The sequence below is a fragment of the Brevibacillus antibioticus genome, assembly GCF_005217615.1.
Taxonomy (GTDB): domain Bacteria; phylum Bacillota; class Bacilli; order Brevibacillales; family Brevibacillaceae; genus Brevibacillus; species Brevibacillus antibioticus.
In genome coordinates, this window is record NZ_SZNK01000001.1 from 6011957 (window position 1) to 6035769 (window position 23813).

At 46.8% G+C, this 23813-nt stretch carries 29 protein-coding genes; 23 read left to right on the forward strand and 6 right to left on the reverse strand.

What is annotated here, in order from left to right:
- Nucleotides 1–302 precede the first annotated feature (302 nt).
- From E8L90_RS28910 to E8L90_RS28925, 4 genes are all read left to right on the forward strand, one after another.
- Nucleotides 303–737, forward strand: a complete 435-nt coding sequence (locus tag E8L90_RS28910) for a DUF86 domain-containing protein (RefSeq protein WP_137032936.1) — start codon at nucleotides 303–305, stop codon at nucleotides 735–737.
- A gap of 112 nt (nucleotides 738–849) precedes the next feature.
- The gene (locus tag E8L90_RS28915) at nucleotides 850–1479 is read left to right on the forward strand and encodes a helix-turn-helix transcriptional regulator (RefSeq protein WP_015893031.1); all 630 of its coding nucleotides are present in this window, start codon (nucleotides 850–852) and stop codon (nucleotides 1477–1479) included.
- 125 nt (nucleotides 1480–1604) lie between these two features.
- The gene (locus tag E8L90_RS28920; protein WP_137032938.1) at nucleotides 1605–2675 is read left to right on the forward strand and encodes a hypothetical protein; all 1071 of its coding nucleotides are present in this window, start codon (nucleotides 1605–1607) and stop codon (nucleotides 2673–2675) included.
- Between the two features lie 124 nt (nucleotides 2676–2799).
- Complete coding sequence (locus E8L90_RS28925; protein WP_137032940.1) at nucleotides 2800–3579, forward strand: TIGR01457 family HAD-type hydrolase; 780 nt, start codon at nucleotides 2800–2802, stop codon at nucleotides 3577–3579.
- Here E8L90_RS28925 and E8L90_RS28930 read toward each other — a convergent pair.
- The gene (locus E8L90_RS28930; protein WP_137032941.1) at nucleotides 3574–4089 is read right to left on the reverse strand and encodes a phosphatidylglycerophosphatase A family protein; all 516 of its coding nucleotides are present in this window, start codon (nucleotides 4087–4089) and stop codon (nucleotides 3574–3576) included. The genes E8L90_RS28925 and E8L90_RS28930 overlap by 6 nt on opposite strands.
- 120 nt (nucleotides 4090–4209) lie before the next feature.
- Here E8L90_RS28930 and E8L90_RS28935 point away from each other — a divergent pair, with 120 nt between their 5' ends.
- From E8L90_RS28935 to E8L90_RS28945, 3 genes are read left to right on the forward strand one after another with little or no spacing between them, the layout of a single operon-like run.
- Nucleotides 4210–5295, forward strand: a complete 1086-nt coding sequence (locus E8L90_RS28935) for a protein kinase family protein (protein ID WP_137032943.1) — start codon at nucleotides 4210–4212, stop codon at nucleotides 5293–5295.
- Nucleotides 5252–6211: a 2-hydroxyacid dehydrogenase gene (locus E8L90_RS28940; RefSeq protein WP_137032945.1), complete on the forward strand. Its 960-nt coding sequence runs from the start codon at nucleotides 5252–5254 to the stop codon at nucleotides 6209–6211. The genes E8L90_RS28935 and E8L90_RS28940 overlap by 44 nt, the downstream gene beginning before the upstream one ends.
- Complete coding sequence (locus E8L90_RS28945; protein ID WP_137032947.1) at nucleotides 6208–7128, forward strand: alpha/beta hydrolase; 921 nt, start codon at nucleotides 6208–6210, stop codon at nucleotides 7126–7128. The genes E8L90_RS28940 and E8L90_RS28945 overlap by 4 nt, the downstream gene beginning before the upstream one ends.
- A 49-nt stretch (nucleotides 7129–7177) precedes the next feature.
- On the opposite strand, the gene E8L90_RS28950 is transcribed toward E8L90_RS28945, so the two are convergent.
- On the reverse strand, nucleotides 7178–7405 hold the full coding sequence (locus E8L90_RS28950) for a NifU family protein (RefSeq protein WP_007715787.1): 228 nt from the start codon (nucleotides 7403–7405) through the stop codon (nucleotides 7178–7180).
- A 194-nt stretch (nucleotides 7406–7599) separates the two neighbouring features.
- Here E8L90_RS28950 and E8L90_RS28955 point away from each other — a divergent pair, with 194 nt between their 5' ends.
- From E8L90_RS28955 to E8L90_RS29005, 10 genes are all read left to right on the forward strand, one after another.
- The gene (locus E8L90_RS28955; RefSeq protein WP_137032949.1) at nucleotides 7600–8523 is read left to right on the forward strand and encodes a PLP-dependent cysteine synthase family protein; all 924 of its coding nucleotides are present in this window, start codon (nucleotides 7600–7602) and stop codon (nucleotides 8521–8523) included.
- Nucleotide 8524: 1 nt separating this feature from the next.
- Nucleotides 8525–9658: a bifunctional cystathionine gamma-lyase/homocysteine desulfhydrase gene (locus E8L90_RS28960; protein WP_137032951.1), complete on the forward strand. Its 1134-nt coding sequence runs from the start codon at nucleotides 8525–8527 to the stop codon at nucleotides 9656–9658.
- A 29-nt stretch (nucleotides 9659–9687) separates the two neighbouring features.
- Entirely contained in the window at nucleotides 9688–10023 is a 336-nt protein-coding gene (locus E8L90_RS28965) for a YuzD family protein (RefSeq protein WP_137032953.1), read from the forward strand.
- Nucleotides 10024–10156: 133 nt separating this feature from the next.
- Nucleotides 10157–11374, forward strand: a complete 1218-nt coding sequence (locus E8L90_RS28970) for a hypothetical protein (protein ID WP_167497630.1) — start codon at nucleotides 10157–10159, stop codon at nucleotides 11372–11374.
- 115 nt (nucleotides 11375–11489) lie between these two features.
- Entirely contained in the window at nucleotides 11490–12383 is an 894-nt protein-coding gene (locus tag E8L90_RS28975) for a hypothetical protein (RefSeq protein WP_137032955.1), read from the forward strand.
- A gap of 144 nt (nucleotides 12384–12527) precedes the next feature.
- Nucleotides 12528–12869: a hypothetical protein gene (locus tag E8L90_RS28980; protein ID WP_137032956.1), complete on the forward strand. Its 342-nt coding sequence runs from the start codon at nucleotides 12528–12530 to the stop codon at nucleotides 12867–12869.
- A 111-nt stretch (nucleotides 12870–12980) separates the two neighbouring features.
- On the forward strand, nucleotides 12981–13886 hold the full coding sequence (locus tag E8L90_RS28985; RefSeq protein WP_137032958.1) for an ATP-grasp domain-containing protein: 906 nt from the start codon (nucleotides 12981–12983) through the stop codon (nucleotides 13884–13886).
- Nucleotides 13887–14028: 142 nt separating this feature from the next.
- Nucleotides 14029–14442, forward strand: coding sequence for a hypothetical protein (locus tag E8L90_RS28995; RefSeq protein ID WP_137032960.1), 414 nt, complete (start codon nucleotides 14029–14031; stop codon nucleotides 14440–14442).
- A complete protein-coding gene (locus tag E8L90_RS29000; protein ID WP_137032961.1) occupies nucleotides 14432–15301 on the forward strand; it encodes a tetratricopeptide repeat protein in 870 nt (289 codons plus the stop codon). Before E8L90_RS28995 ends, E8L90_RS29000 begins: the two co-directional genes overlap by 11 nt.
- 11 nt (nucleotides 15302–15312) lie before the next feature.
- Entirely contained in the window at nucleotides 15313–16542 is a 1230-nt protein-coding gene (locus tag E8L90_RS29005; RefSeq protein WP_137032963.1) for an AAA family ATPase, read from the forward strand.
- A gap of 66 nt (nucleotides 16543–16608) precedes the next feature.
- Here the strand turns inward: E8L90_RS29005 and E8L90_RS29010 are convergent, their stop codons facing one another.
- The 3 genes from E8L90_RS29010 to E8L90_RS29020 form a co-directional block, all read right to left on the reverse strand.
- Entirely contained in the window at nucleotides 16609–17469 is an 861-nt protein-coding gene (locus tag E8L90_RS29010) for an MBL fold metallo-hydrolase (RefSeq protein ID WP_137032965.1), read from the reverse strand.
- Nucleotides 17470–17552: 83 nt separating this feature from the next.
- Nucleotides 17553–18023 (reverse strand): NUDIX hydrolase, encoded by a 471-nt coding sequence (locus E8L90_RS29015; RefSeq protein WP_137032967.1) that lies wholly within the window; start codon nucleotides 18021–18023, stop codon nucleotides 17553–17555.
- Nucleotides 18024–18101: 78 nt separating this feature from the next.
- The gene (locus tag E8L90_RS29020; protein WP_137032969.1) at nucleotides 18102–19169 is read right to left on the reverse strand and encodes an NAD(P)/FAD-dependent oxidoreductase; all 1068 of its coding nucleotides are present in this window, start codon (nucleotides 19167–19169) and stop codon (nucleotides 18102–18104) included.
- A 173-nt stretch (nucleotides 19170–19342) separates the two neighbouring features.
- On the opposite strand from E8L90_RS29020, the gene E8L90_RS29025 reads away from it, so the two are divergent.
- Nucleotides 19343–19606, forward strand: a complete 264-nt coding sequence (locus tag E8L90_RS29025) for a DUF1450 domain-containing protein (protein WP_047072975.1) — start codon at nucleotides 19343–19345, stop codon at nucleotides 19604–19606.
- 105 nt (nucleotides 19607–19711) lie between these two features.
- Here the strand turns inward: E8L90_RS29025 and mqnE are convergent, their stop codons facing one another.
- Nucleotides 19712–20815, reverse strand: a complete 1104-nt coding sequence (gene mqnE, locus E8L90_RS29030) for an aminofutalosine synthase MqnE (RefSeq protein WP_137032971.1) — start codon at nucleotides 20813–20815, stop codon at nucleotides 19712–19714.
- A gap of 337 nt (nucleotides 20816–21152) precedes the next feature.
- Between mqnE and E8L90_RS29035 the strand changes: the two genes are divergently transcribed.
- The 5 genes from E8L90_RS29035 to E8L90_RS29050 all read left to right on the forward strand — a co-directional run bounded on the left by E8L90_RS29035 (nucleotide 21153) and on the right by E8L90_RS29050 (nucleotide 23744).
- Nucleotides 21153–21374: an aspartyl-phosphate phosphatase Spo0E family protein gene (locus E8L90_RS29035; RefSeq protein ID WP_106836313.1), complete on the forward strand. Its 222-nt coding sequence runs from the start codon at nucleotides 21153–21155 to the stop codon at nucleotides 21372–21374.
- A gap of 150 nt (nucleotides 21375–21524) precedes the next feature.
- A complete protein-coding gene (gene erpA / locus E8L90_RS29040) occupies nucleotides 21525–21884 on the forward strand; it encodes an iron-sulfur cluster insertion protein ErpA (RefSeq protein WP_007716763.1) in 360 nt (119 codons plus the stop codon).
- Between the two features lie 144 nt (nucleotides 21885–22028).
- Entirely contained in the window at nucleotides 22029–22169 is a 141-nt protein-coding gene (locus E8L90_RS30015; protein WP_162309127.1) for a hypothetical protein, read from the forward strand.
- 98 nt (nucleotides 22170–22267) lie between these two features.
- Nucleotides 22268–22852, forward strand: coding sequence for an RNA polymerase sigma factor (locus E8L90_RS29045; RefSeq protein WP_137032973.1), 585 nt, complete (start codon nucleotides 22268–22270; stop codon nucleotides 22850–22852).
- Nucleotides 22827–23744 carry a hypothetical protein gene (locus E8L90_RS29050; RefSeq protein WP_137033660.1) on the forward strand — a complete coding sequence of 306 codons (918 nt, stop codon included), beginning with the start codon at nucleotides 22827–22829 and terminating at the stop codon, nucleotides 23742–23744. Before E8L90_RS29045 ends, E8L90_RS29050 begins: the two co-directional genes overlap by 26 nt.
- The last annotated feature ends 69 nt before the right edge of the window (nucleotides 23745–23813 follow it).

The following is a 23813-nucleotide window of genomic DNA, read 5'->3' on the forward strand; positions in this document are numbered from 1 at the left end:
GGCGAGAACCTGAAAAGGAGAAGTGGAGTGTAGGGGATCTACATGAGCACCGGACTTTGAAAGGTGAACGCCACTTTCGATGTCGAATAATCCCCCGGTAAAACTACGTGATCAAAAGACGAACGTGATTCGTGACAGGCCGTACAAATTTGGTATACTGATGGATGAAAAGAGGTGAAACCCGGTGAGCAATTCCTATTTGCAGGAAGGGGAATTGGTGCTTCTCGTCCTGGTGCTAACATTTGTGTTTACCGTTTACTACTCAAAACGCAAATCAAAAAAGCGAAAGTAAGGAGAAATATATGTACGACGTGAATACAAAACGAATCGACCAAGTATTGGAACATATGTCTCGCATGCTTGATCTGCTGGACAAGCTCAGCGAACGAGGAGCCAAAGCGGTTTTGGCAGATGAAGTAGCTGTTGCAGCGATGGAGCGAGCCCTGCACTTGTCTATCGAAGGAATAGTGGATGTCGGAAACGCGCTGATCGACGGATTTATTATGCGAGATCCAGGAAGCTACAGCGACATCGTGGAAATTTTGCGGGATGAGCGAGTCATCACAGATGAACAGGCTTTGATCCTGACACGTGTAACTGATTTCCGCAAGCATCTGGTCAATGATTATACAAGTGTGCCAGTCAATGAGATGTACAGTCTGGTAGAAGAAGCGACCAGTACGATTCGTCAGTTTGAGCCACAGGTAAGAGCCTTCTTGAAAAAAGAACTGTTTTAAAAAAGTGTTTTCAATCCATCACTAACGTAGCGGATATTTTATACAAAAGACTTTCGTTTGTTTACTAAAACGTCTTCATCCACTACAATAGGGAGAAAGGACGGTGATACGTATGACAAACGAAGGAACGTCCACTCGTGATCAAATCCTGCACATGCTCAAGGTCAAAGGTTCACTCCCTGTCAGCGACATGGCCGTCGAGCTAGGGATTACTGAAATGGCGGTACGACGTCATTTGAACACCCTGGAGAGAGATAATTTGATCAAGTCTACGCTTGTTCGCCAAGCGATGGGACGCCCAACGAATGTTTATTCATTGTCGCAGGAAGCAGACGAACTGTTCCCGCGCAATTATTCTCATTTGACATTAGATTTTTTACAAGACATAAAGGAAATCGACGGTTTGTCCAAAATAGAAATGCTATTTAGACGCCGCGAGAATCGCTTGGAGGAGACTTATCGCTCCTACATGCAAGGTGACTTGGAAAATCGTGTAGCCAAGCTGGCCGAGCTGCAAAACGATAAAGGCTACATGGTGGAATGGGAAAAGGACGAAAATGGAGACGGCTATCGGATTCAGGAGTTCAATTGCCCAATCTCGCAAGTAGCTCGTGAATTCAACCAAGCGTGTAGCTGTGAGCTTTCCTTGTTCCGTCGGGTCTTGAATGCCAATGTCGAGCAAACCACGTGCATGGCAAAAGGTGGAGACAAATGCGTGTTTCACATCAAGGAAGCGAAATAAAATCGTCATAACGAAGGTCCACTCAAAGTCGGGTGGATTTTTTTCTTTTATTTACAGGATTCCCCTGATACGATTTCCTTATCGTTCTAATAGTGAACTAGACTGCTTCATGGAGAGTGAAATGGATGATGGTAGAGGTATTGCAACCGCTCTTATCTTTTTTGGAGCGAGATGTACATCGGCTAGAGGATATACATAAAGATTCCCGTGCCTTTCAGGACCCGTCTATAAAAGCGATGTTTCAACACGCTGTCTCGAATCCTGAGTCGATCAACGAAATTCTAGGTCAGCTCACTGCATTTCTTGACAGCGAAGCTGATACGTATAAAAAAGGGATGGCCTGCATTATGAGCGGAACGCTGGTCGAAAACGGCGGCGCCCCGAGCCTGATTGTCGATTCCGTTGTCCGGCAGCTGGAGCGGCATCTTATTTTGATAGAAGCGTATTTGGAGAATGAAGAGCTCTCAATGGAAGAGCATTTTTTATCAAGTCCAGATACGGTCAAAGCGCGAGTGACGTCTGACTTTGTGATTTTGGCGACGATGACCATGATTTGCCGAAACAAGCAAGCACGAAATCAGATGCGACAAAAGGAAGGGCTCGTCCGTTTGATCGAATCGCTCTATGAGCACGTCGACAACTTGGAATATGTACATGATGTTTTAAACAGTGTGGATGATCTGGAGGTTGTCGCCTTGCACCCGGAAACCTTGACTGGTGTAAGAGTGCGCCTGGAGACCGTGCAAAACAATTTCCATTTATTTACGTTGCTCCAGGATGTGATGCTGCGATCCTTCCATAGCATGGAACCCTTTGCCTCCATGCAGCGTAACGAAGTCGCCATCAAAGCAGCGTCTGGGATTGAATACCCCGAGACAAGTGGTGCTTCGGATGAGGCTTTATTCGGTTTCTTCAATATGTATGGTCTGGACGAAAATAGCAGCGAGCTTAAGCAAAATCAGCTAGAGGGCTGGGTGTTTGGAGAAATGATGCCCACGCATATTCCAAGAATAGATGGAAAAGTAATGATCTTGTTAGGGGAGAAAATTTTTGCGAGTCGCTCCTGGGATTTATCCTTTTGCATACCCGTTCACAGCGCACTATCACCTAAGACTGAGCTGCTGGAAGTATTGTCCCCCGAACAAACAAAAGCATGGCTGGACAGAATTGTGGCGATGAGAGGAAGAGCCGACTAGACAAAAAGCAGGAAGCGGTGGAAGGCCGTTTCCTGCTTTTTTGCGATAGGAAGGACGAAGGATTACACTAAGAGGAGAAAGCTTGTTCAATCGGCTTACGACAACAGATGGGAGATGGAACAACGTGAAACAATATAAAGGCTATTTGCTTGATCTGGATGGGACGATATATCGAGGAAAAGAAGCGATTCCGGGAGCAGCAGCATTCATCACCCACTTGAAAACTCATCAGATTCCGTATTTGTTCCTGACCAACAATTCTTCAGCCTCTGCACAGCACGTCGCAGAACGGCTGGTAGCAATGGGCATAGAAGCACAGGCTCGGGACGTATATACCACGAGCATGGCGACCACTACCTATTTACGAGAGCAGGCACCAGCGGGTACGCGCGTCTACGTGATTGGAGAGGCGGGCCTGCATGATCAGCTGAAGGATGCAGGCTATGTGATTACAGAAGAAGATCCGGCTTATGTCATTGTCGGGATTGATCGTGCTTTCACGTATGAAAAGCTGGCGATCGCTGCACGCGCTATCCGTGAAGGAGCAACTTTTATCGCTACAAATGCAGATGCAGCCCTGCCGACGGATGCCGGTTTGTTCCCTGGCAATGGTTCACTGGTGGCAGCCGTCTCTGTTGCCTCCGCGACCAAACCAATCGTGATTGGCAAACCAGAGTCCATTATCGTCCGTTACGCTCTGAATCAGCTTGGTACTGCTGCGGCTGACACGCTGATCGTCGGGGACAATTTATATACGGACATTGAGGCAGGTGCCAACAGTGGCTTGGACAGCTTGCTAGTTTTGACAGGCTATTCCACGCGCGAAGAAGCAGACCAGCATCATGCTGCTCCTACCCATATTGCGGAAGATTTGCCGGAATGGCAGCAGCGAATCTCACTATGATTCAACGCATTCTTCCTGCTGCTTCTGGCGGTGGGCAATGCGGCTGGAGGCGGCTGCTGCGACCGCACCAACAAGATCGTCCAAAAAAGTATGAACACCATTACGCTTGTCGTTGAGATCGGCGAGTTTGCCGTGCTTCAGCTTGTCTACATAACCGAAGTTGGTAAATCCGATGCTTCCATACAGGTTGACGATGGCAAGGGCGAGTACCTCGTCTATGCCGTATAGCGGCTCGTCTGTTTCAATAATCGCCTGGAGTGGGGGCAGCAGCTGCTTTTGTTCTGCGAGGATGTCGAGCTGAATCCCAGTCAGCAACGCGTTTTGGACCTCGCGTTTTTTCAAGACGGAGGCCACGCTGTCGAGACACAAGTCCAAGGTGATGTCCGGGATATATTTTGACTGCAGGAACATGACAATTTCAGCAATGTCGTTCATGCTGACTCCTCGTTTTTCCAACAGCTCAATAACGAAATCTAGACAACTCTCACTATTTAGTGGATGCTCACTCATGCTTGTCGCTCCTCCTTATCGGCATGAATGTATCTAGTATCTGCATACAGATAGGCACCTATCCCGATCTACCGACATACAATGCCAGAAGAGCAGTATGCAAGGAGGGTGAACAACTGTATGGAAGAAAAAGAGCTTCTTCAGGAGAAGTACGGTTTTGAACTCCAGGGATATCGTACGACGGGGGCAAGCAAGGTACTGGAAACGGATCGAGGCCTTTACTACATGTTCGAGGCGCCAGCCGGATATAAATACAAAAGCAAGTTTATTGAGAAAGTAAAACAGCATTTGAGTCAACAGCAAAACATTCGCTTGTTAAAGCTGGTGAACACAACAAGCGGGCAGGCTCACATCGTTGATGATGAGCAGCTTTACTATTTATACAGAGGCGTGCGAGAGGCGGTTCCTGAAAATCCCTATTATGCCGGTGGGCAGTCGCTCGCAAAGTTCCATCTGGCCACGAGTGATTTTTCATCTGACAAGATGTTTATCCCCTACAGTTCACTTGGCAACTGGCCGAGCACGTGGCACAAAAAGCTGCGGAATTTTTATGAGTACCGAGATGAGATGGATGAGGATCATGTCGAGCTCGCGCCAATGGATGAATATTTGTTGACCTGCTTCACGTACATTACTCAGCTCGGGGAATTGTCCGTTCAATATTTGGTGGATGCTGGATACGATAAAGTCGTGAAGGAAACAGCTAGTCTCGGGAAAGTAGCCTACCAAAATTTTGATCAAGGGTATATGCTATGGAAAGAGAAGGATGTACGTCTAATGGCAGGTGAATGGAACTGGGTTCTTGATATGCGTACTCGCGATGTGGGGCAGTGGATCAAAGCCGAGACAAAGCGAAACGGCTGGAATGAAGAGGCTGTGTCCAGCTTTCTCGACGGCTACAACAGCGTCTCTGCTTTGCTGCCAGCTGAATATGCCGTGATTTATTCGCTCATGCTCTACCCAGGCAGGTTTTTGAAGCTCGTGGAGACTTATATGGAGTTGCCGGTAGAAGAGCGCCAGGAAGTCAACATCCAAGCATGGCAAACGCAGTTGGAAGACGAGCTAACCAAAATGGAAGACGGACTTCGAAAGTACCCGCTATTCATTGCTGAGCGTTATGACGTATCCATTCCACAAATTGATTGGTTGTGGAGGAAAAAAGATGATCAAGCAACAAGTTTTCGTTACGAGGAAACTCAATCCTGAAGTAATCGCGATGCTTGAAAAAGTAGCCGAGGTCGAGCAATGGACAAAAAATGCGCCGATCCCGCGTGAACTGTTGCTGGAAAAGATTAAACATGTAGATGCCGTCTTGACCATGCTGACAGAACGAGTGGACGAAGAATTTTTGTCGAGTACAAAACGACTCCGAATTGTGGCGAACATGGCGGTCGGTTACGACAATATTGATTTGGAAGCGTGCAGACGACACGAGGTCATCGTAACCAACACGCCCGATGTGCTGACAGAGTCTACTGCCGATTTAGCTTTCGCTTTATTGATGGCGACAGGCCGCCGATTGACGGAAGCCAACCGATTTTTATTGCAGGGGGAATGGACATCGTGGAGTCCGACCCTCATGTCTGGACAAAATGTATATGGTTCAACTCTGGGGATCATTGGGATGGGGCGAATTGGGGAAGCCGTGGCGAGACGCGCCAAAGGCTTTGGCATGCGAATCTTGTATCACAACCGGAATCGCAAACCAGAGGCTGAGCAAGAGACAGGAGCGCGGTATGCAGACATGGCAGAGCTTCTGCAAGAGTCCGATTACGTCGTGCTGCTTACACCGCTGACAGAGGACACACGCATGTTGATGGGGGAAAAGCAGTTTTCGCTCATGAAAGAAACTGCTGTGTTTATCAATGTTTCTCGTGGTGGGACAGTCGATGAGTCCGCACTGTATCAGGCGCTGGTAGATAAAAAAATTTGGGCGGCAGGCCTGGATGTTTTTGCGGTCGAGCCTGTCCCGATGGATAACCCGCTCTTGCAACTGCCGAATGTAGTCGCATTGCCGCATATTGGTAGTGCAACTGTGCAAACGAGGGCGGAGATGGCGAGGCTGGCTGCTGCTAACATCGTAGCGGTGCTAAGTGGAAGGGGACCACTGACTGCCGTATGAACATGTTCTTTGTTTTGATTTCAGGACTCTTCGTGCTTCTCTTGATTGCAGCAGTAGCCGTTTCGTTTCACGTAACCTGGCGCTTGACGCATCCTGTACGAAAACCGATTCACATGGAACCCCGAGATTTTGGAATCGAACAGGTGGAGCCCGTTGTTTTTTCGAGCAGGGAAACGACGATTTCGTTGGCTGGATGGTACTTGTCGGCAGAAAAAAATGGGCGAGTTCCGAATGGAAGTACCCTGATCTTTGCTCACGGGTATAGTCAAAATAGATTAGAGCCACATCTGCCTGCCTTGTCATTGGCTGCAAGACTTGTCGAGGCTGGATTTGATGTGTTGATGTTTGACTTTCGCAATGCGGGAGAGTCAAGCAAAGCACTAACTACGATTGGTCTTCGCGAACAGCAAGATCTCCTTGGGGCCATCGATTTTGCAGCAGCGAGGAAGCCAGAGCACAGATTTGGTCTCGTCGGTTTTTCCATGGGGGCGGCAACCTCTTTGATGGTTGGCGGAGTGGATGAACGCATCACAGCGATTGTGGCAGATTCACCGTTCTATTCCTTGCGTGAATACCTGACTGAGAACTTGCCGCAGTGGACGGGCCTGCCCCGATTTCCATTTAACTGGCTCATTCTTACCTTGTGTCCTGTTTTCCTAGGGGCCAACCCGCGAGAGGTCAATCCGTATCAGGCAGTCCAGCAAGCGAATAAACCGATTCTTTTTATCCACGGGACAGGCGATACGACAATCCCCATGGTAAACAGCGAACGACTATTTGAGCTGACCCAAGACGAAGGTTCCGAGATTTGGATCGTACCGCGAGCGGGGCACGTACGCAGCTATTCGTTAGTTCCCGAGGAGTACGGGAAGCGTGTCATTGCCTTTTTTGAAAAAGGAAGGGGAAAGGGGAAATGAAAAAAGCAGCTACGCGGTTGCTGTAGCTGCTTTCATGTCGATGTGTGGATTAGAATACTTGTTGAACTTCTTTGATGCCTGGGATTTCTTCCACCAGTGCACGCTCGATTCCTGCTTTTAGGGTGATGGTAGAGGAAGGGCAGCTACCGCAAGCACCCATCAGGCGCAGCTTCACGATGCCATCTTCTACATCAACGAGTTGTACGTCTCCGCCGTCACGTTGCAGGTAAGGGCGCAGTTTATCGAGAACTTCTTGTACTTGATCCATGATATCCATGTTATACATTCACTCCTTTCCAACCTCTCCTTTATTATAATCATACCATGGTGAGAAATCCATGGCTTACATGCCCTGTTGACACTTTGAAGTTCAGCTGACACACCGAAGTTTAGTAGCATGGACTTTTTGTAATCTTCGCATGTTATAATGAAAAGGAAAGCAAGTACTTCAATATAAGGGGTCAGATCTTCGTGAACGTATTTCGCAATGTAAAGGAACTGATTGGTAATACGCCGATCGTCGAAATTACACAATTTGAGCTCCCCGAGGGTGTCCGCTTGTTCGCCAAACTGGAATATTTTAACCCGGGTGGCAGCGTAAAAGACAGACTGGGTATGGAGCTGATTCGTGCGGCAGAAGAGAACGGCCAGTTGGCCCCAGGTGGTACCATTATCGAACCGACAGCAGGAAATACAGGAATTGGTGTAGCACTGGCCGCTGTAGGAACCGGTTATAAAGTCATTTTCTGCGTACCAGCGAAGTTTTCCGAGGAAAAGCAAGAGCTGATGCGTGCCCTCGGAGCAGAAGTCGTCAATACTCCGACAGAGCTGGGGATTAAGGGTGCAATCGCCAAGGCAAAAGAACTCGCAGAATCCATTCCGGGCGCTTTTGTACCACAGCAATTTGCTAACCCGGCGAATCCAGACGCACACTACAAAACAACAGGTCCGGAAATTTGGAGTCAAATGGATGGCCAAGTACATGTATTTGTGGCAGGCGCGGGCTCTGGCGGTACTTTCATGGGTGCTGCTCGCTACTTGAAAGAACAAAACCCAAACGTAAAAACGGTCATTGTCGAGCCAGAAGGTTCTATCTTGAATGGGGGAGAATCCGGCCCGCATAAAACAGAAGGGATCGGCATGGAGTTTTTGCCTCCGTTCATGGATACGAGCTACTTTAACGCGATTCACACAATTCTCGATGTGGAAGCATTCGATCTGGTCAAGCAGTTGGCTGCCAAGGAAGGCTTGCTCGTAGGCAGCTCCTCAGGTGCAGCCATGGCAGCGGCGCTGCGCGAAGCAAGAGAAGCAGCTCCAGGGACTCATATCGTTACACTGTTTGCTGATGGCAGCGAACGTTATCTAAGCAAGAAAATTTACCAGGGGGGAATTTAAGATGCGTATCAAAACTCGTCTGATCCACGGCGGAATCGATGGAGATCCACATACAGGAGCCGTATCCGTTCCGATTTACCAGGTAAGTACTTATAAACAGGAAGCCATTGGCGTTCACAAGGGATTCGAATACTCCCGGACTGGGAACCCGACCCGTCACGCATTGGAAACATACATCGCAGAAATCGAAGGCGGCGCACGCGGCTTTGCATTTGGTTCTGGTATGGCGGCACTCTCTACCATCCTTTCCATGTTCAACAAAGGCGACCATCTCGTGGTAGGTGACGATGTATACGGTGGTACTTACCGTGTCGTTACACGTGTTTTCTCCCGTATGGGTCTGGAAGCAACTTATGTAGATACGAGTGATCTGGCAGCAGTAGAGGCGGCAATTCGCCCGGAAACCAAAGCAATCATTATGGAAACACCGACAAACCCGCTGCTGAAAGTAAGCGACATCAGCGCGTTGGCAGGCATCGCGAAAGCAAAAGGCGTGCTGCTCGTGGTAGACAACACGTTCATGACACCATACTGGCAAAATCCGCTGGATCTTGGTGCTGACATCGTGTTCCACAGCGCAACGAAATATTTGGGCGGACACAGCGACGTAGTAGCAGGTCTGGTCGTAGCAAAAGATGCGAAAGTGGGCGAAGACCTCCATTTTGTGCAAAATGCAATTGGCGGTGTGCTTGGACCACAAGATTCTTGGCTCTTGCTGCGCGGTATGAAGACGCTGGGAATTCGGATGGAAGAGCATGAGCACAACGCACGTACGATAGCAAAATGGCTGTCTGAGCGCAGTGACATTAAACGCGTGATCTATCCTGGTCTGTCCAGCCATTCCGGTCATGAGCTGATTCAAAAGCAAGCGCGTGGCTTCGGTGGTATGATTTCCTTCGACGTAGGCAGCGCAGAGCGTGCTGACGAAGTGTTGGCAAAGGTAAAATACTACACGCTGGCAGAATCGTTGGGTGCAGTGGAGAGCTTGATCAGCGTACCTGCACGCATGACACATGCTTCTATCCCGGCAGAGCGCCGTGCTGAGCTGGGCATTACGGATGGCTTGGTGCGCATCTCTGTTGGTATTGAAGATGTTCAAGACTTGATCGAGGACCTGGAACAAGCATTGTCCTAAGCTAGCTGACCCGGGGGAGGGCGGATATAGTGACTGTCGATATCAAGGTTTTTGGGACAGAGCAATTGTGCGCTAGCTGCGTCAATTTGCCATCTGCAAAGGAAACAGCCGAGTGGTTGGAGGCGGCACTCTCTCGCAAGTATGGAAGTGACAGCATCCGCATCGTATATAGCGACTTTCAACAGCCGCAGACAGACGATGACAAAAGCTGGGCGAATCGCATTATCGAGGAAGATTTATGGTATCCGCTTGTCGTAATTTCCGGGGAAATTGTCGGTGAGGGAAATCCGAAATTAAAGGATATCTATGAAAAGCTGGAGAGCATGGGCGTGCAGCCGATTGCTTCGACAGCAGATACCGAATAACAGCATAAGCGCAACGACAATCATTTTTTACAGCGACCAGATGCATGAGCCTGGTCGCTTTTTTTATCTGTGCGAAACGACATCGTTCATTTTCACGTATAACTAATATTACGACAAAGAGGATGATTTTGGTATGTATGGAAAAAGAATGATGATCAGTGCTCTGACATGTACAATTTGCTTTACGGGTATTTTAACTGCTCCCTTGCCTCAAACGCAGGCAGAAGCAGCTACCCATCAAATTACCTACAAGCTACCGCCGAATCCGGAAAAGTATTTGTTTTTGAATAAACAGATGGTTTCCATTACGAATCCACAACCTCGCCCATTAAAGTTGCGCCCCTACTCGTCTGGTGACTTTATCTCGGATATGCATGGTGGTGATGATCCACAATCACTAAACAAAATGTACTACTCTTATAACCTGAAATTTCAAACCTCGAAAAAAGGATTTCTATGGAATGTCTACGATTTTATCGGAACACTTCCACCGGCTTATCCCGCAGATGTGAATCTGGATGAGCTGGACAATCGGATCAGGAGCCTCGAGCGTCTAACAAGTGAAGACGAACAAGTAATCCAAAGACGTGCCCAAATCCATATGGATGCTCGCCTGAAGCCACTCATCCAGGCTGGATACGTCATGCCTAACGAAATTGATGATGAGAGAGCAACGAAGGAATTCGTCGCAACGGTACTCTATCGTATGTTTGGAACAACCCGTCCCTATCATGGGGGAATTGACCTGAAGGACTCGGAGAATGTTGCTGTTCGGTGGGCTGTCGAGGTAGGCTTGCCTGGTTTTGAAGTCGATAAAGAAGGATATATTTATCCGCAGTCACCACTTAGCATGGACCCTGGTCCGAACGAATATGGGCAAGAATACGCGTATGATCGCCTGTTTCACTTTATCACGCTCGTTCTACCGGGAAAAAAGACGGCCGGGGGTTGGGAGTATTACCAAGTCAAGCTGTTAGATGGCATGCTGCCTGTTCAGCTCAACGAGTTCATCCATGTGAATGGCAAACCTTATAAGGATAACCAAGATTCCTCTATTAATGAAACGAAGGAATACCAGAATGCAAGGGGGAAAATCTCTCAGTATTTCGTTCCGCGTTTCCCCAAGATGCTGGAGTTGGCACGCAAGGATGCGATGAAGCCCCGTGCATGGGAGTGGAGCCGCGATTTCATCCACCATCCGAAGTTTGCCAAGCAAGTAGCTGCTTATCGCAAAAATAAAAGCAGCAAAAACGTAGATGCCGTCTATCAGGCACTCAGACAGCATTACAATCTGAACACCCATCAAGACTCGCCAGCCATTATCAAAAGTGTGCTAGATAATGTCAAGTAACGTGCTGTTTACTATTTGTATATCATTCGTAAACATTTTGTAACGAACTAGAGCAGGCTTCGTCCTATAGTAGTAAATGTAACCAATAACCTAACATCTAGTGGAGGCAATTACAATGAATAAAAAATGGATGAAGCCTGTTACATATTTGCTGCTTGCAGGAGTTGTAGGCGTAGCTGGATTTTCTGCAATGAATACACAAGTAGCTCACGCAGATTCTGAAAAAGGAAAGCTGTTCTCTGCCGCAGCTGAATTGAAGCTCGCGAAAAACACCTATGTGATCGATCAAAAAACGGCTGACGTGAATGGCGATAAGAAGGAAGACATCGTATACCTGATTGGCGAAAAAGAAAAAGCGGATGACATCTATTCCTCCAATATGAACATCGTAGTGAAGGACGGAAAATCCGGCGCTTATAGCCAAACCGATATGAAAGAGCTGGGCGGCTATGAAGGCGAGCTGACTCTCGTAGACTTCACGGGTGATCATGTTGCGGATGCCTTCGTGAAAACAGCGACTGGTGGAAGCGGCGGTATATACAGCCACGTAATCGCTACCTTTGAAAACAATAAGCCAGCCGTAATTTTTGGTGAAAAGGAAAACGAAGGAATCCGTTACGAAGGGAAATTCGTGGATGGCTTTAAAGTAGAGGGCAAAGGCTCCCACCTGGATAAGCCGCTGACGCTTGACGTGAGTGCCAACCAGGATGTATACGTAGCTGCCAAGCTGTATGACAAAGCAGGCAAAGTACAGCCAACAGAAGATGCTGTTTCTGTATCCTCCTACCCATTCGGTTCTTTGACACCAGTCGATATGGATGCGAACGGTACATTTGAGCTGGTAGGGGAGCAACGACTTGTAGGTATGAACAACACAGATACCGTTTCCCGCATCAACTCCGTATGGGGCTACCAAGGTGAAGGAAAATGGAATCCATGGGAAGTAGAGTATTCTACTTTCTTGAAAAAACACGCAGGTGAAGCAATCAACACGATGATTGAAAAGTAATAATTGTAGAGCTTGATACGCAGCCTCTTTTTCATGATGGAAATGAAAAAGGAGGCTGTTTTTCGTTGTCAGAGAATGGTTCTACCAACTGACTTTTTCTCATATGGATTTTGGGTACAGGGGTAACCAAAGGAGGAAGAGCGGATGGACCAACCGATTGCTCGCTACTACGAATTGAAGGAAATTCAAAAGCAGCTAGAGGAAGAATTGAACGAGCTGCGGAGTAAACTAATTGAAGCTTACAGTGAAGCAGGCAGCGCAGAGGAAGGCGAATACAAGCTGCTGATTTCCTATCAGGAGCGGCGAGAATACAACGATGAGCGCCTTTACAACGCCTTGCCAGATCCTTCGCTTTGGCGCCTCATGTCGAAGGCGGATACCGGGAAAATTTCGAGTTTGCTCAAGCTGAATGTCATCCATGAGAAGGTGTTGGCAGACACCTTTGAACCGAAAAAAGTACCTATTTTACGTGTCCAAAAGCGATAAATCAGCAAAATGAGGGAACCGTCAGGAGTAGTCTTGACGGTTTTTTACGTTCGAACAATTATCTTGTATAATGGGATGGTACTGCCAATTTTTGAGAGGAGGATCGTGCAGATGAAAGTCTTATTTTGCAGTCAGCCATTTCAAGAAAACAAAGTCGATGAAACCTACGAATATGAGTATACGTGCGCAAAACAACTAGGTTTGGATATTCATCTGATCAGCTTGGAACAACTGATCTACCAGGACAACCCGTTAGCGGCTGTGAAACAAATCCAACCCTCTCCTGAAAAAGTATTGGCTATCTACAGGGGATGGATGCTAAAACCGTTCCTGTACCAAAAATTATATGACGCTCTGCTAGCCAAAAATATAGTGTTAATCAATACACCCGAAAAGTACGTGCATTGCCATTACCTGCCTGAATCTTATGGGGTCATCAAAGATTTCACCCCGCTGTCGGTCTGGCTGCACAAAAAAGAGATAGACGCGTCATTTCAAAACGTGTATCGGATCGTAAATAGATTTGGACAGGCTCCGATCATGATCAAAGATTATGTGAAATCTCGAAAACACGATTGGAATGAGGCGTGCTATATTCCCGATGCTTCCGATAAAGAAAAGGTACAGCAGGTGACCAGTCGATTTTTGGAGCTGCAACAGGATGAGTTGAATGAGGGAGTTGTCTTTCGAGAATTTGTAAAGCTTCAGTTTTTGACCCATCACTCGCAGAGCAACATGCCATTATCCCAGGAATATCGCGTTTTCTTTTTGGATGGCGAACCCATGTACATGGCAAATTACTGGGAGGAAGGACAATATGATGATACGCCGCCAGACCTTCAGCCATTTTTAGAGGTAGCGAAAAAAATCAAGAGTCGCTTTTTTACTATGGATATCGCCAAGCTGGAAAATGGCTCATGGACCATTCTCGAGCTAGGGGATGCACAGGTGTCTGCTCTGCCTGAACAGGCTGATAGATGTGAATTTTTCACGAGGTTAAAAAGAAAACTTCCATAGAAAGGGGATTCTCCATGAAAATAGGCTTGGCTCAGACGAGGAGCTGCTAATTTACGAGATTGATCTTGTTAGAGCTACACGATTATTGGCAGAGCATTTCCATCCTGAGTTGGTTGATTAGTTATAGAAAGAGCGTGAATGAATGAATACAGAATTGTTTCAACCAAGTCTGAAACCCGGTGTGAACTATGAAACCAAATCGTACAATCTGACCTCTTATCTGTATGCATGTATGATTGGCGGTTTTTTACCCGCACTTGTGTTGGGGATGCAAAATGCAGTGTGGTTACGTGTCAATCCGTTATTGCGTACCGTCATTTTGATCGTAGGAATTATTCTTTATTTCGTCTTACCACTAGGGATACTCAGATTTTTTTTAGGGACGTGGATTGGGATTGCGTATTACTTTTTAATGAAAAGAAGATATAAGGTTCATGAGGGAATCCACGGTACAATTCAGCCAATGCTCCATACAGCTATTGGGTGCTCCTTCGTAGGCAGGATGCTGGAAGTGGGTTACATTGTAAAAGGAGTGCCGTTATTATATGGATCTTAAAGTTTTGGAGGGTTCTCCCCACTATCAGTTGGGCGAGCATTACTATGAAATGGGGCGCTATGAACAGGCGAGAGAACAATTTAAGCAGGTATTGGCCGAAGATGCAACGCATCCCAGACTGCTATACATGATGGCATATTGTGAATACCAACTGGACAATTATGAAGAAGCCTATGAGCTTTGCACAAACGCCATCAAAGAGGGCTTCGTTACAGAATATGTCTATAATACCCTTGGATTGATTCTGAAACAGCAAAAAAAATGGTATGAAGCGGAGGAGGCGATGCTTTATGCGTTGTCCTTAAATCCCCTCGAACCGAGTAACATTGCCACGTATGCGTTCCTGATGTACGAGACTGGCCATCTAAAAAGGGCTAGGCTAATGCTGGAAGAAGCGAAACGTCTAGACCCGATGGACCCAACCGTGCTGCATTACCAATTTTATATGGCCATGATCGATGGTAAGAAAAAAGAGAAATACGAAGCGCTGGCAGGGTACATGCAAGTAGCCGAAGACGATTTGTACAAGGTAATCAAAATTGGAGAAGAGGCTTACTTTCGAGATGATTTCAAAACAGCGAAGGAAGCTCTGATCCACGCCTTTATGCTAGACCCGACAAATTCCCGAGTAAAGGAACTACTAGACGGAATTGAAAAGGAGACCCATTTTCTTTTTTATCCGAACCGAATTGTCCACAAGCTGGGAGGACCTATTGGTTCATGGGCAGCTAGCGTGGGACTAATTTTACTGGCTATTTACTTGTATCCACCAGCGTTTGGGGGCATCTTGCTCTTTCTGCTTATCTTTAATGTTTACACGTGGATTTCGGGGTTTGTTTATAAATTGTTTGTAAAGTGAGGAATTTTCATATGAATAAAATCGATGTCGTTAAACAAATGGCGGAAAGCAATCCTGAAAACGGATCTGCTTGGTACCTGTTAGGCTTGGAATATGCGCAGATCGGTCAAAATAATGAAGCGTTACAAGCATTCACTCAAGCGCTTCGGTTCTGTGATCACGCCCTCCAGCAGCAAATCATCGTGGAGTTGGGTAAGTTAGCAGCTTCAAATACGTCTCCCAGTCACCCTCAACTAGTTCAGCATGAGGCTTTTGAACAGACTTCAGTAACAGTACAAGAAGTGGAATTGGATATCCCCCAGCAAGTTGAAACCCAAGAGGACTCTTCGACCTTTCAGGTAATTTCCGGCGGACAAGCTGGCAAACGGGGGAGAGAGAAAGAACGGGTGACCTTCGAGGATGTAGGCGGACTTCATGAGGTGAAGAATGCCATTCATATGAAAATTATCAAGCCGTTTGTGTCCCCAGAATTGTTCGAACTCTTCAAGAAAAAAGTGGGGGGCGGAATCCTCCTTTACGGGCCGCCCGGATGCGGAAAAACGTTCATTGCCAAAGCAACAGCAGGGGAATGCCGTGCCCGCTTTATTCCCATACATATTTCGGATATTCTCGATCCTTATATCGGCGGTAGTGAGCAAAACCTTCGAGAGATCTTCTCGTCTGCGAGAGCGAACAACCCGAGTGTCCTGTTCCTCGATGAAATGGATGCACTCGGCTATAATCGTAGCCGAGCTTCGTCTAATTCAATGCGAACAGTTGTTGATACGCTCTTAACCGAGATCGAAGGCATCGAAACTAGCACAGAAAAGATGCTCATCATCGGTGCGACCAATATGCCTTGGGATGTAGACCCTGCCTTTAAGCGTCCGGGCCGTTTCGACAAGATGATTTTTGTCTCACCTCCAGATGAAGAAGCGAGGAAGACGATTTTTCAAATCAAGCTGACAGAACGACCGGTGGTTGATATTGATTACGATTGGTTGGCCAAGGAAACAGACCTGTATTCTGGCGCAGATATTGAGAATGTCGTAGAGACCGCGACAGAGATGGTGATCACTGAAATTATGAAGACAGGCGTTGAACGCCCAATTCAGATGAATGATTTGAAGCAAGCCATCGCATCTACCAATCCTTCTACCATTGAATGGCTACGCACAGTCAAAAATTACGTGAAATACGCCAATCAGGGCGGGATGTACAATGATGTAGAGTCGTTCTTATCACGTTATAAGCGCATTTAACATGTACCCAGCACAAATTCAAAAAAGCTGACGTCCAACCATCCCGACGTCAGCTTTTTTGCCAGTCTACATCTTATTGTCCACATATCGCCCATACTTGGGGACAGCTATCCGATCAAACTCCGCAACCAATTGGACCAATCCATCGGCCAATTCCTCGCCATACATAGGTGGACCGTGACCAGTGATTGCATATGCAGGGGAGAGATTGGCAAGCTTTTCGACGGATTCTCGCGCTGCCTGCCAATCAGTTGTCAAATAAACAGGGGGGCCGGTCAGTTGCTTTTGCTGAGTCACGACTTGATATAATGAGTCCTGTTTTACCGTAACAAAAGCGTCCCCTGCGAGGAGAGTTCTGTCTTCATCACGAAAGAAGGAAATGTGCCCGGGGGAATGTCCAGGTGTATGTATCCAGCGCCATCCAGGCATTCCGGGAACACTCCAGTCTTCGGGCAAAGGATGAACATGGCTGCCCAAATCGATTGGTTCATTTGGAAACAACGGGGATATCTTCGCAAGCAGCCCACCCTCAACCGTTCCATCTGGCTCGGGATAGTATGTTTGGCCTGTCAAATAAGGGATTTCAAGCGAATGGGCATAGACGGGCACCCTCCACGCTTTTACGAGCTCAATGACTGCCCCGACATGATCGAAATGACCGTGAGTGAGCAGGATGGCTCTTGGCTTGGCATCCTCACCAAAGCGCTCCTGGGCAATCCCGATGATTTGTTCCGCCGATTGTGGCATCCCCGCATCTACCAGAACCCATGATTTTGCATCTCCGACCAGCGCGATATTCACAATTTGAATGGTGTAGCATTCTACATCTGGTCTGACTGTCTCTTCGACGCCACTTCGAAAGGAAGTCATCGGCATGTAATTGTCAGCCAGCGTATCTTTCATATCCTCATATGTGTTGGGTTCCACTAAAAAACCTCCAAGCTGGTTATTCCGGTCTACGATATTATGTGGGTTTCGCTTGGAGATTATCATTGTTACGTTTTTTTGAATTATTTGACGATAGGTCCCGTAAGCCCTTCCGCCCAATCCAATATAAACGCTGCCTGACCGGGATTGAGTGTTTGCGGGAGTTTGTCCCGTGTAAAAAACGTATGCTCAGAGCTCTCAGGGCCCTCCTGTTTGAGTTCCCCATGAAACGAGGTTACTCGAAAGATGATTTGCACGCTGAACACCTTGTCGCCGTTCGGGTATTCTCTGCAACCCGATGGGCCGGAGTATATTCCAAACAGCTCTGGCGCCTCAATGATCAGGTTGGTTTCTTCTTCTACTTCACGAAATAGTGTCTCTACAAAGGTTTCCCCGATTTCCATCAGACCTCCAGGGAGACACCAGTTGTTCTGGTCTTTGCGCCTTTGCAGCAAAATACGTCCCAGCTCGTCCTCGATGATCGCACCACAGCCTACCGTTATCAGCCGTTCTTGCCCGATCAGACGGCGCATCGTTTGAATATAATCATTCATCTGGAAATATCACCCTCCTAATCCTTTGATTATACAAAAAGAAAACCTGTTAGACCATCCGGTCAACAGGCTTGTTTGCTATCCCATATGCTTTTTGTACATCCATAGCTGACCGCTCTTGATGACACGAGCCATCTGACCGACCAGAGACATTTTTCCCATGCTGGCAAAGCCTTCCTTTTTGCCGAGGGAACCGAGGAAGCCCTTATGCTTGAGAGCAGGCAATGAAGCTGGATACTCCTCACCTTTGATGTCCTTTTTCAACATCAAGGCAATTTGATCGCCTTGGATCTCAGCTGTTTGCGCGCTCGGAGCGATGATTGTACTTGCACAGTCACCTACTACATACACGTTCGTATGGGATGGGATTTGATGATACTGATTGAGTTTGGCGCGTCCGATGTTGTCTGTTTCGATCGGCAGAGAGCGCACGATTTTGTTCGCTTGAATACCTGCTGTCCATACGATAACATCACTTTCAACCGGCTGGTTGTGGTTGAACACGATCCCTTGTTCAATGCCAGTGACATTCGCCATGGAAACAAGCTGTACATCGTGCTCAATGAACCATTGAGAAGCATATTCCTGAAGCTTTTTCGGGAATGGGCTCAAAATGCTTTGACCGCGGTCGATGATGCGTACATTCAGGTCGGGACGGCTCTCGCGCAGCTCAGCAGCCATTTCCACGCCGGAAAGACCACCGCCCACAACGCTAACCGTGCCGTATGGGTTCACATTATTGATTGCCATGTATGTGTTGCGGGTAGCTCCCATGGATTGAATCGAACAAGTAAATTGTTCAGCACCAGGGATATCATGGTAACGATCCTCACAACCCAATCCCATTACAAGCCAATCGTAGGAGAGGGTGTCCCCGTTAGCAAAATTGACGACCTGCTCGTCCAATTCCACACCAGCAATTTCACCGTATTTGACGGTCAGGCGTGGATCGTTTGGAAAAGTAACACGCAGGTGAGATTCCGGTGTAGTACCTGCCGCCAGAGCGTAATACTCTGTTTTCAAGCCATGAAACGGCATACGGTCTACGAGGGTTATAAACACGTCATCTGGTAAATCAGGGGACAGGACTCGCTCAATAATACGAAGACCCCCGTATCCTCCTCCAAGGATCACAAGTCGTTTCATAGAAGGTCTAGTCCTTTCTTCTGTCCGTTTTTTACAGCACCCACTCTATTTTTAGTCTCTTTCACTAAAAATGCAAGCAGAATCTTTTTCCCGTTTTCTCCGCTGGATTTTTATCAAAGTCGCGGTACAATAAAGTACATGATGATGTCGAAATAATCGGTAGGTGACAGTAGATGAAACCACTAGTAGAATTTTGCGCGAGCAATGTTTCCTCTTATACGCAATCCGTCGTGGATGCATTGGAAAATGATCCTGATCTAGATGTGGACGTACTTGAGTACGGCTGTCTGGGGTACTGCGGTGAGTGCTACATGGAGCCATTCGCGCTCGTAAACGGCACGTTGGTACAAGCCCCAACAGCGGATGAATTACTGGTGAAAATCAAGAATAAATTACGGGAGGAAGAAGAGCTGCTGGATGCAGACTTTCCTCTGTAGATTGTTCTCTTAGGATGTTCATTGGGGAGCATGATCAACCGCGCACGTATCAAAATAGTAAAGCTGATGCCCAAGTGATTTGGAGCATCAGCTTTTTATTATGGATTAATGTTCTTTGATCACGTTGTAGAAGGTATCGCGTTCCAGGGCGCGTTTTCCTGCGCCTTTGATCAACCAAACCAACTCATCTACAGTCAGAGCTTGCTGGGTAAGTGCACCGGCTGAGTGGCTGATGCGCTCCTCGATCAAGGTTCCGTGAGCATCGGAAATTCCCATTTGCAGAGAAAGCTGTGTGAGCTGGGTACCGATATTGATGAAGTATGCTTTGATATGCTGGAAGTTATCGAGCATCAGACGGCTGATTGCCATTGTTTTCAAATCATCAATCGCAGAGTTGCGGCGTTTGATGCCAGCTGTTGCTTTAATCGGTTGAACAGCCAATGGAATGAACACCATGAAGCCGTTTGTGTCATCTTGCAGCTCGCGCAGGCGGAGCATGTGGATCACGCGCTCTTCCAATGTCTCGATGGAGCCGTACAACATGGTGGTATGTGTTTTCAAGCCCAACTCATGAGCTGTGCGGTGTACTTGCAGGTACATGTCTGTACTTGCTTTTTCCGGGCTCATTTTCATACGATAGCGCTCAGTCAAAATTTCAGCGCCACCACCTGTAAGGCTTTGGAGACCAGCTTTCATCAGCTCTTGCAAAACCTCGCGGATGGATAGACCGGAGATGCGGGAGAAGAACTCAATCTCTGCACCTGTATACGATTTAATCGTCACATCTGGGTACGCTTTTCTCAAGGTACGAATGGTGTCGAGGTAGTAATCAAATGGTTTGTGCTGGTTATGTCCGCCAACGATATGGAATTCACGGATACCCGGATGGAAGCGTGTTTCTACATAATGAAGCAACTCATCTGTGCTCATCGTGTAGGCACCCTCATCCCCTTCATCGCGGCGGAAGCCACAGAATTTGCAATGAGCTTCACATACGTTGGTTGGGTTGATGTACAGATTTTGCAAAAAGTAAACGTTATCCTGATTCTTGCGATAGTTAACAACGTTAGCCAATTGTCCAATCGTCAAAAGATCGTTGGAATTAAAAAGGGTGACACCGTCTTCCAAAGTCAGTCTTTCGCCATGCATGACTTTTTCTGCGATTCCGGCGAGAGCTTTGTCTTGTATGGCAATCGTTTCAAGCGTCATTCCAAACACTTCCTTTCAAAGTCAATGGTTCTTAGATGAAAGAGCTTTAATCCAGTCGTACCCAATCGATATTCGTTCCATGGGAGTGGAAAGGCTCTTAGGAATAGAGTGAATCTCGGGCAACAAGAGCACCTATATTATAAACCTCTTGGTAAGTACGAACAATAACATAAGTTCTCCAACTCTCTAGGAAGGAAGTTGCGGATGTAAAAATATAATAATTACCGTCGTATTTTTGGTATATTTTCGGAAATAAAGGAATTTTTGTTTGCGAATTTCTAGCTGTTCTTGTAAAATATAGTAAGAAAGCCTGATCTATTATTAGGAGGAGCTTCAAATGCGGGACGTTTTGCTCGAGAAAATCGAACTCCTTCGACAGCGTATGGTACATATGGGGTTAGAGTTTGGGTTAGATCATCCAGATGTCCTAGAATACAGTATACAAATTGATCAACTACACAACGAACTGAACCAGATCGATCATAGTCTGTCTAAGGCAGGGAACCGGAAGAAAGCTTATAGATTTTATCTAATGGAAAACAATGCACATTTTGCATAGGAAGGGGAAACCCTTCTTTTTTATTTGGAAAGAGAGAATGAGTGCGTAAAGTGCAGGGGAACCTTGTGGGAAGAAGCGTTTCTTAGTAAACTGAATATACTGGTTGTAACACGTGCAGGAATGATGAGCCTGTGAAGGAGGGAAAGAAGCATGATTACATTGACAGAGCGCGCCAGTCTGAAAGTAAAAGAAATGCTGGCAGCAGAAGGTAAGCCCGATGTGTTTTTACGGGTAGGTGTCAGAACAGGTGGTTGCAGCGGCTTTACCTACGGGATGGGCTGGGACGAAGAGATGAAGGAAGGCGACGAGACCTTCGAGCAAAACGGTGTGAAAATTGTTGTCGATAAGGACAGCTATCCATACATTAAAGGTACAGAGATCGATTTCAAGGAATCGATGATGGGCGGAGGCTTCTCCATCGAGAATCCAAATGCAGTCGCTTCCTGTGGCTGTGGATCTTCGTTTAAGACGGCACTCGCTGAAGGCAAAGCGGAGAAATGTGACGACTAATAAGAAGACGAAGACGGAACCCCTTCGACTTGTGTGAATAAATGCACACGAGTTGAGGGGGTATTTTGTTGTGCGAAATGAAAGGAATTCACAAAATAGAGGCCGTCACTTATAATTAGGAATAATTGGGAATAAAATGAAAAGATGAGCGGCAGGATTGTTACGGGGAAGAAATTCAAACGGGTTACTGCTTGCAGCGATACGATTGTAGAGATAAACGTACCAGCACAATACATTCTCTATGCCAAAACGAACAATGAGCTTTACAAGGTTCAGTGGAAATAACACAAGGAATCCATACTTCGGTATGGATTTTTTTTGCGGCAACATGTCACAAAATGACGCCTTTGTTTGTTATATGGGCGAATCGGAGGTGAGAGGGCTTGGATCATAACGAAATGGAGCAAGCGCTAAAGGAGGTCAGAGCCGGGGATATCGACCAATTTGGTTTGATCATCGATGCGATGCAAAAGCCGTTGTTCGTGTATTGCTATCACATGCTGGGACACCGACAGGAAGCGGAGGATGCTGTCCAGGAGGTTTTCTTGAAAGCATTCGAGCAGCTGGACAGCTATCGGCACAACGTTTCTTTTTCGGCATGGATGTATAAGATCGCGTATCATCATTGCTTGAACCTGTTAAACAGGGCGAAGCTGAATCGCGTGGTCACTTTTTTGCGAGCGGGGATTCAGACGTTCAGTCGCCATGAGGGGGAAAAGAAGGTAGAAGATACGGAGTATTTGAACAACCCTCTTCATGTAGCGATATCAAAGCTCTCCGTAAAGGAGCGGAATCTCCTAATCTTGCGTGTTGTGGAAGAACGCAGCTATGACGAGCTGGCCTTATTGTTTGATACAAAGCCAGCCACGCTGCGCAAACAGTATGAGCGGGCATTGAAAAAATGCAAATCTTATATGCTCGCGAGCGAAGGCGGTGATAGACATGACTCGATCTCAGCAACCCGATGATTGGAAACAACAGTTAACCGCCGCCGCCGATGATTTCGATGTCAAGGATCAGGTCCTTCAAAAAATCAAGGAACGAAAAAATATGTCGGAGGGAAAACAAATGAAAAAAAGATTGGGATTACTTGTCGTGGCTATTCTTGTGTTTGGAGGAACATCCGCTTATGCAGCCATGAAGGTATACGAATTGAAGAATGAAAAAGGGGAAGCCGTTGTAAAAGTGCAGCAGACTACTACACCACAACCGCAAAGTAGTCAGGAAAGTATAAAAAACTTTGAAGATGCAAGGAATTCGCTAAAGCCAGGCGAAGGCGCAGCAATCTATATGCCTGGCCCGGACAATCCGAAGAAACGTGTTTCCTTCACCTATGTTCCTGTTATTCATGAATCCACACCACCGCTTCAGAAAGAAGTGGGGGGCTTTTATGAGGTACCAGCTGAGCTTGTGGGTGGCTACAAATTTGTAAATGGTCATGTAAACTATCCATTTAATTATAGCCAACCAGAGTTATTCGAAGAAATGCACAAAGAGGCAGAAAACGAGAAGAAGCAGATCGTTGTGCGAAAAGTATCGCCTAAGCCAAATTTTGATAGAGTCTATACGCTGTACAAAGGGAGTGAAGGGGCAGAGACGGAAGGGGACGTCTACATTGCTATTACGAACCTTGAAGGTATGAAATGGATCGAGGAAGAAGCAGGAGAGGATGGAATCGTAGAAAAAGTAAAAGTGCAAAAATACGAGGGAATGTATGTGGCCAGGAAGTTATTGGACGGAAAAGAAGAAAAAAAGGTACAGGTTTATCAAGAGGACAAGAATAGACTTATCGAAGTGGTTGCCCTGAATCCTGCTCTGACGAAAAAAGATTTACTGATGATTGCCGAGAAATTAAAGTAGATACACCTGGTTGGAATTGTAACATTTATCCAAATGCGCACGTACTTACAAGAGCAGCTCCTTATTGGA

What these genes read in the sequence shown, in the direction of transcription:
- E8L90_RS28910 (WP_137032936.1), top strand. Translation starts at nt 303, where the DNA reads ATGTACGACGTGAATACAAAACGAATCGACCAAGTATTGGAACATATG.
- E8L90_RS28915 (WP_015893031.1), top strand. Translation starts at nt 850, where the DNA reads ATGACAAACGAAGGAACGTCCACTCGTGATCAAATCCTGCACATGCTC.
- E8L90_RS28920 (WP_137032938.1), top strand. Translation starts at nt 1,605, where the DNA reads ATGATGGTAGAGGTATTGCAACCGCTCTTATCTTTTTTGGAGCGAGAT.
- E8L90_RS28930 (WP_137032941.1), bottom strand. Translation starts at nt 4,089, where the DNA reads ATGAGTGAGCATCCACTAAATAGTGAGAGTTGTCTAGATTTCGTTATT.
- E8L90_RS28935 (WP_137032943.1), top strand. Translation starts at nt 4,210, where the DNA reads ATGGAAGAAAAAGAGCTTCTTCAGGAGAAGTACGGTTTTGAACTCCAG.
- E8L90_RS28940 (WP_137032945.1), top strand. Translation starts at nt 5,252, where the DNA reads ATGATCAAGCAACAAGTTTTCGTTACGAGGAAACTCAATCCTGAAGTA.
- E8L90_RS28945 (WP_137032947.1), top strand. Translation starts at nt 6,208, where the DNA reads ATGAACATGTTCTTTGTTTTGATTTCAGGACTCTTCGTGCTTCTCTTG.
- E8L90_RS28950 (WP_007715787.1), bottom strand. Translation starts at nt 7,405, where the DNA reads ATGGATATCATGGATCAAGTACAAGAAGTTCTCGATAAACTGCGCCCT.
- E8L90_RS28960 (WP_137032951.1), top strand. Translation starts at nt 8,525, where the DNA reads ATGCGTATCAAAACTCGTCTGATCCACGGCGGAATCGATGGAGATCCA.
- E8L90_RS28970 (WP_167497630.1), top strand. Translation starts at nt 10,157, where the DNA reads ATGTATGGAAAAAGAATGATGATCAGTGCTCTGACATGTACAATTTGC.
- E8L90_RS28975 (WP_137032955.1), top strand. Translation starts at nt 11,490, where the DNA reads ATGAATAAAAAATGGATGAAGCCTGTTACATATTTGCTGCTTGCAGGA.
- E8L90_RS28980 (WP_137032956.1), top strand. Translation starts at nt 12,528, where the DNA reads ATGGACCAACCGATTGCTCGCTACTACGAATTGAAGGAAATTCAAAAG.
- E8L90_RS28985 (WP_137032958.1), top strand. Translation starts at nt 12,981, where the DNA reads ATGAAAGTCTTATTTTGCAGTCAGCCATTTCAAGAAAACAAAGTCGAT.
- E8L90_RS28995 (WP_137032960.1), top strand. Translation starts at nt 14,029, where the DNA reads ATGAATACAGAATTGTTTCAACCAAGTCTGAAACCCGGTGTGAACTAT.
- E8L90_RS29000 (WP_137032961.1), top strand. Translation starts at nt 14,432, where the DNA reads ATGGATCTTAAAGTTTTGGAGGGTTCTCCCCACTATCAGTTGGGCGAG.
- E8L90_RS29005 (WP_137032963.1), top strand. Translation starts at nt 15,313, where the DNA reads ATGAATAAAATCGATGTCGTTAAACAAATGGCGGAAAGCAATCCTGAA.
- E8L90_RS29015 (WP_137032967.1), bottom strand. Translation starts at nt 18,023, where the DNA reads ATGAATGATTATATTCAAACGATGCGCCGTCTGATCGGGCAAGAACGG.
- E8L90_RS29020 (WP_137032969.1), bottom strand. Translation starts at nt 19,169, where the DNA reads ATGAAACGACTTGTGATCCTTGGAGGAGGATACGGGGGTCTTCGTATT.
- E8L90_RS29025 (WP_047072975.1), top strand. Translation starts at nt 19,343, where the DNA reads ATGAAACCACTAGTAGAATTTTGCGCGAGCAATGTTTCCTCTTATACG.
- mqnE (WP_137032971.1), bottom strand. Translation starts at nt 20,815, where the DNA reads ATGACGCTTGAAACGATTGCCATACAAGACAAAGCTCTCGCCGGAATC.
- E8L90_RS29035 (WP_106836313.1), top strand. Translation starts at nt 21,153, where the DNA reads ATGCGGGACGTTTTGCTCGAGAAAATCGAACTCCTTCGACAGCGTATG.
- erpA (WP_007716763.1), top strand. Translation starts at nt 21,525, where the DNA reads ATGATTACATTGACAGAGCGCGCCAGTCTGAAAGTAAAAGAAATGCTG.
- E8L90_RS30015 (WP_162309127.1), top strand. Translation starts at nt 22,029, where the DNA reads ATGAGCGGCAGGATTGTTACGGGGAAGAAATTCAAACGGGTTACTGCT.
- E8L90_RS29050 (WP_137033660.1), top strand. Translation starts at nt 22,827, where the DNA reads ATGACTCGATCTCAGCAACCCGATGATTGGAAACAACAGTTAACCGCC.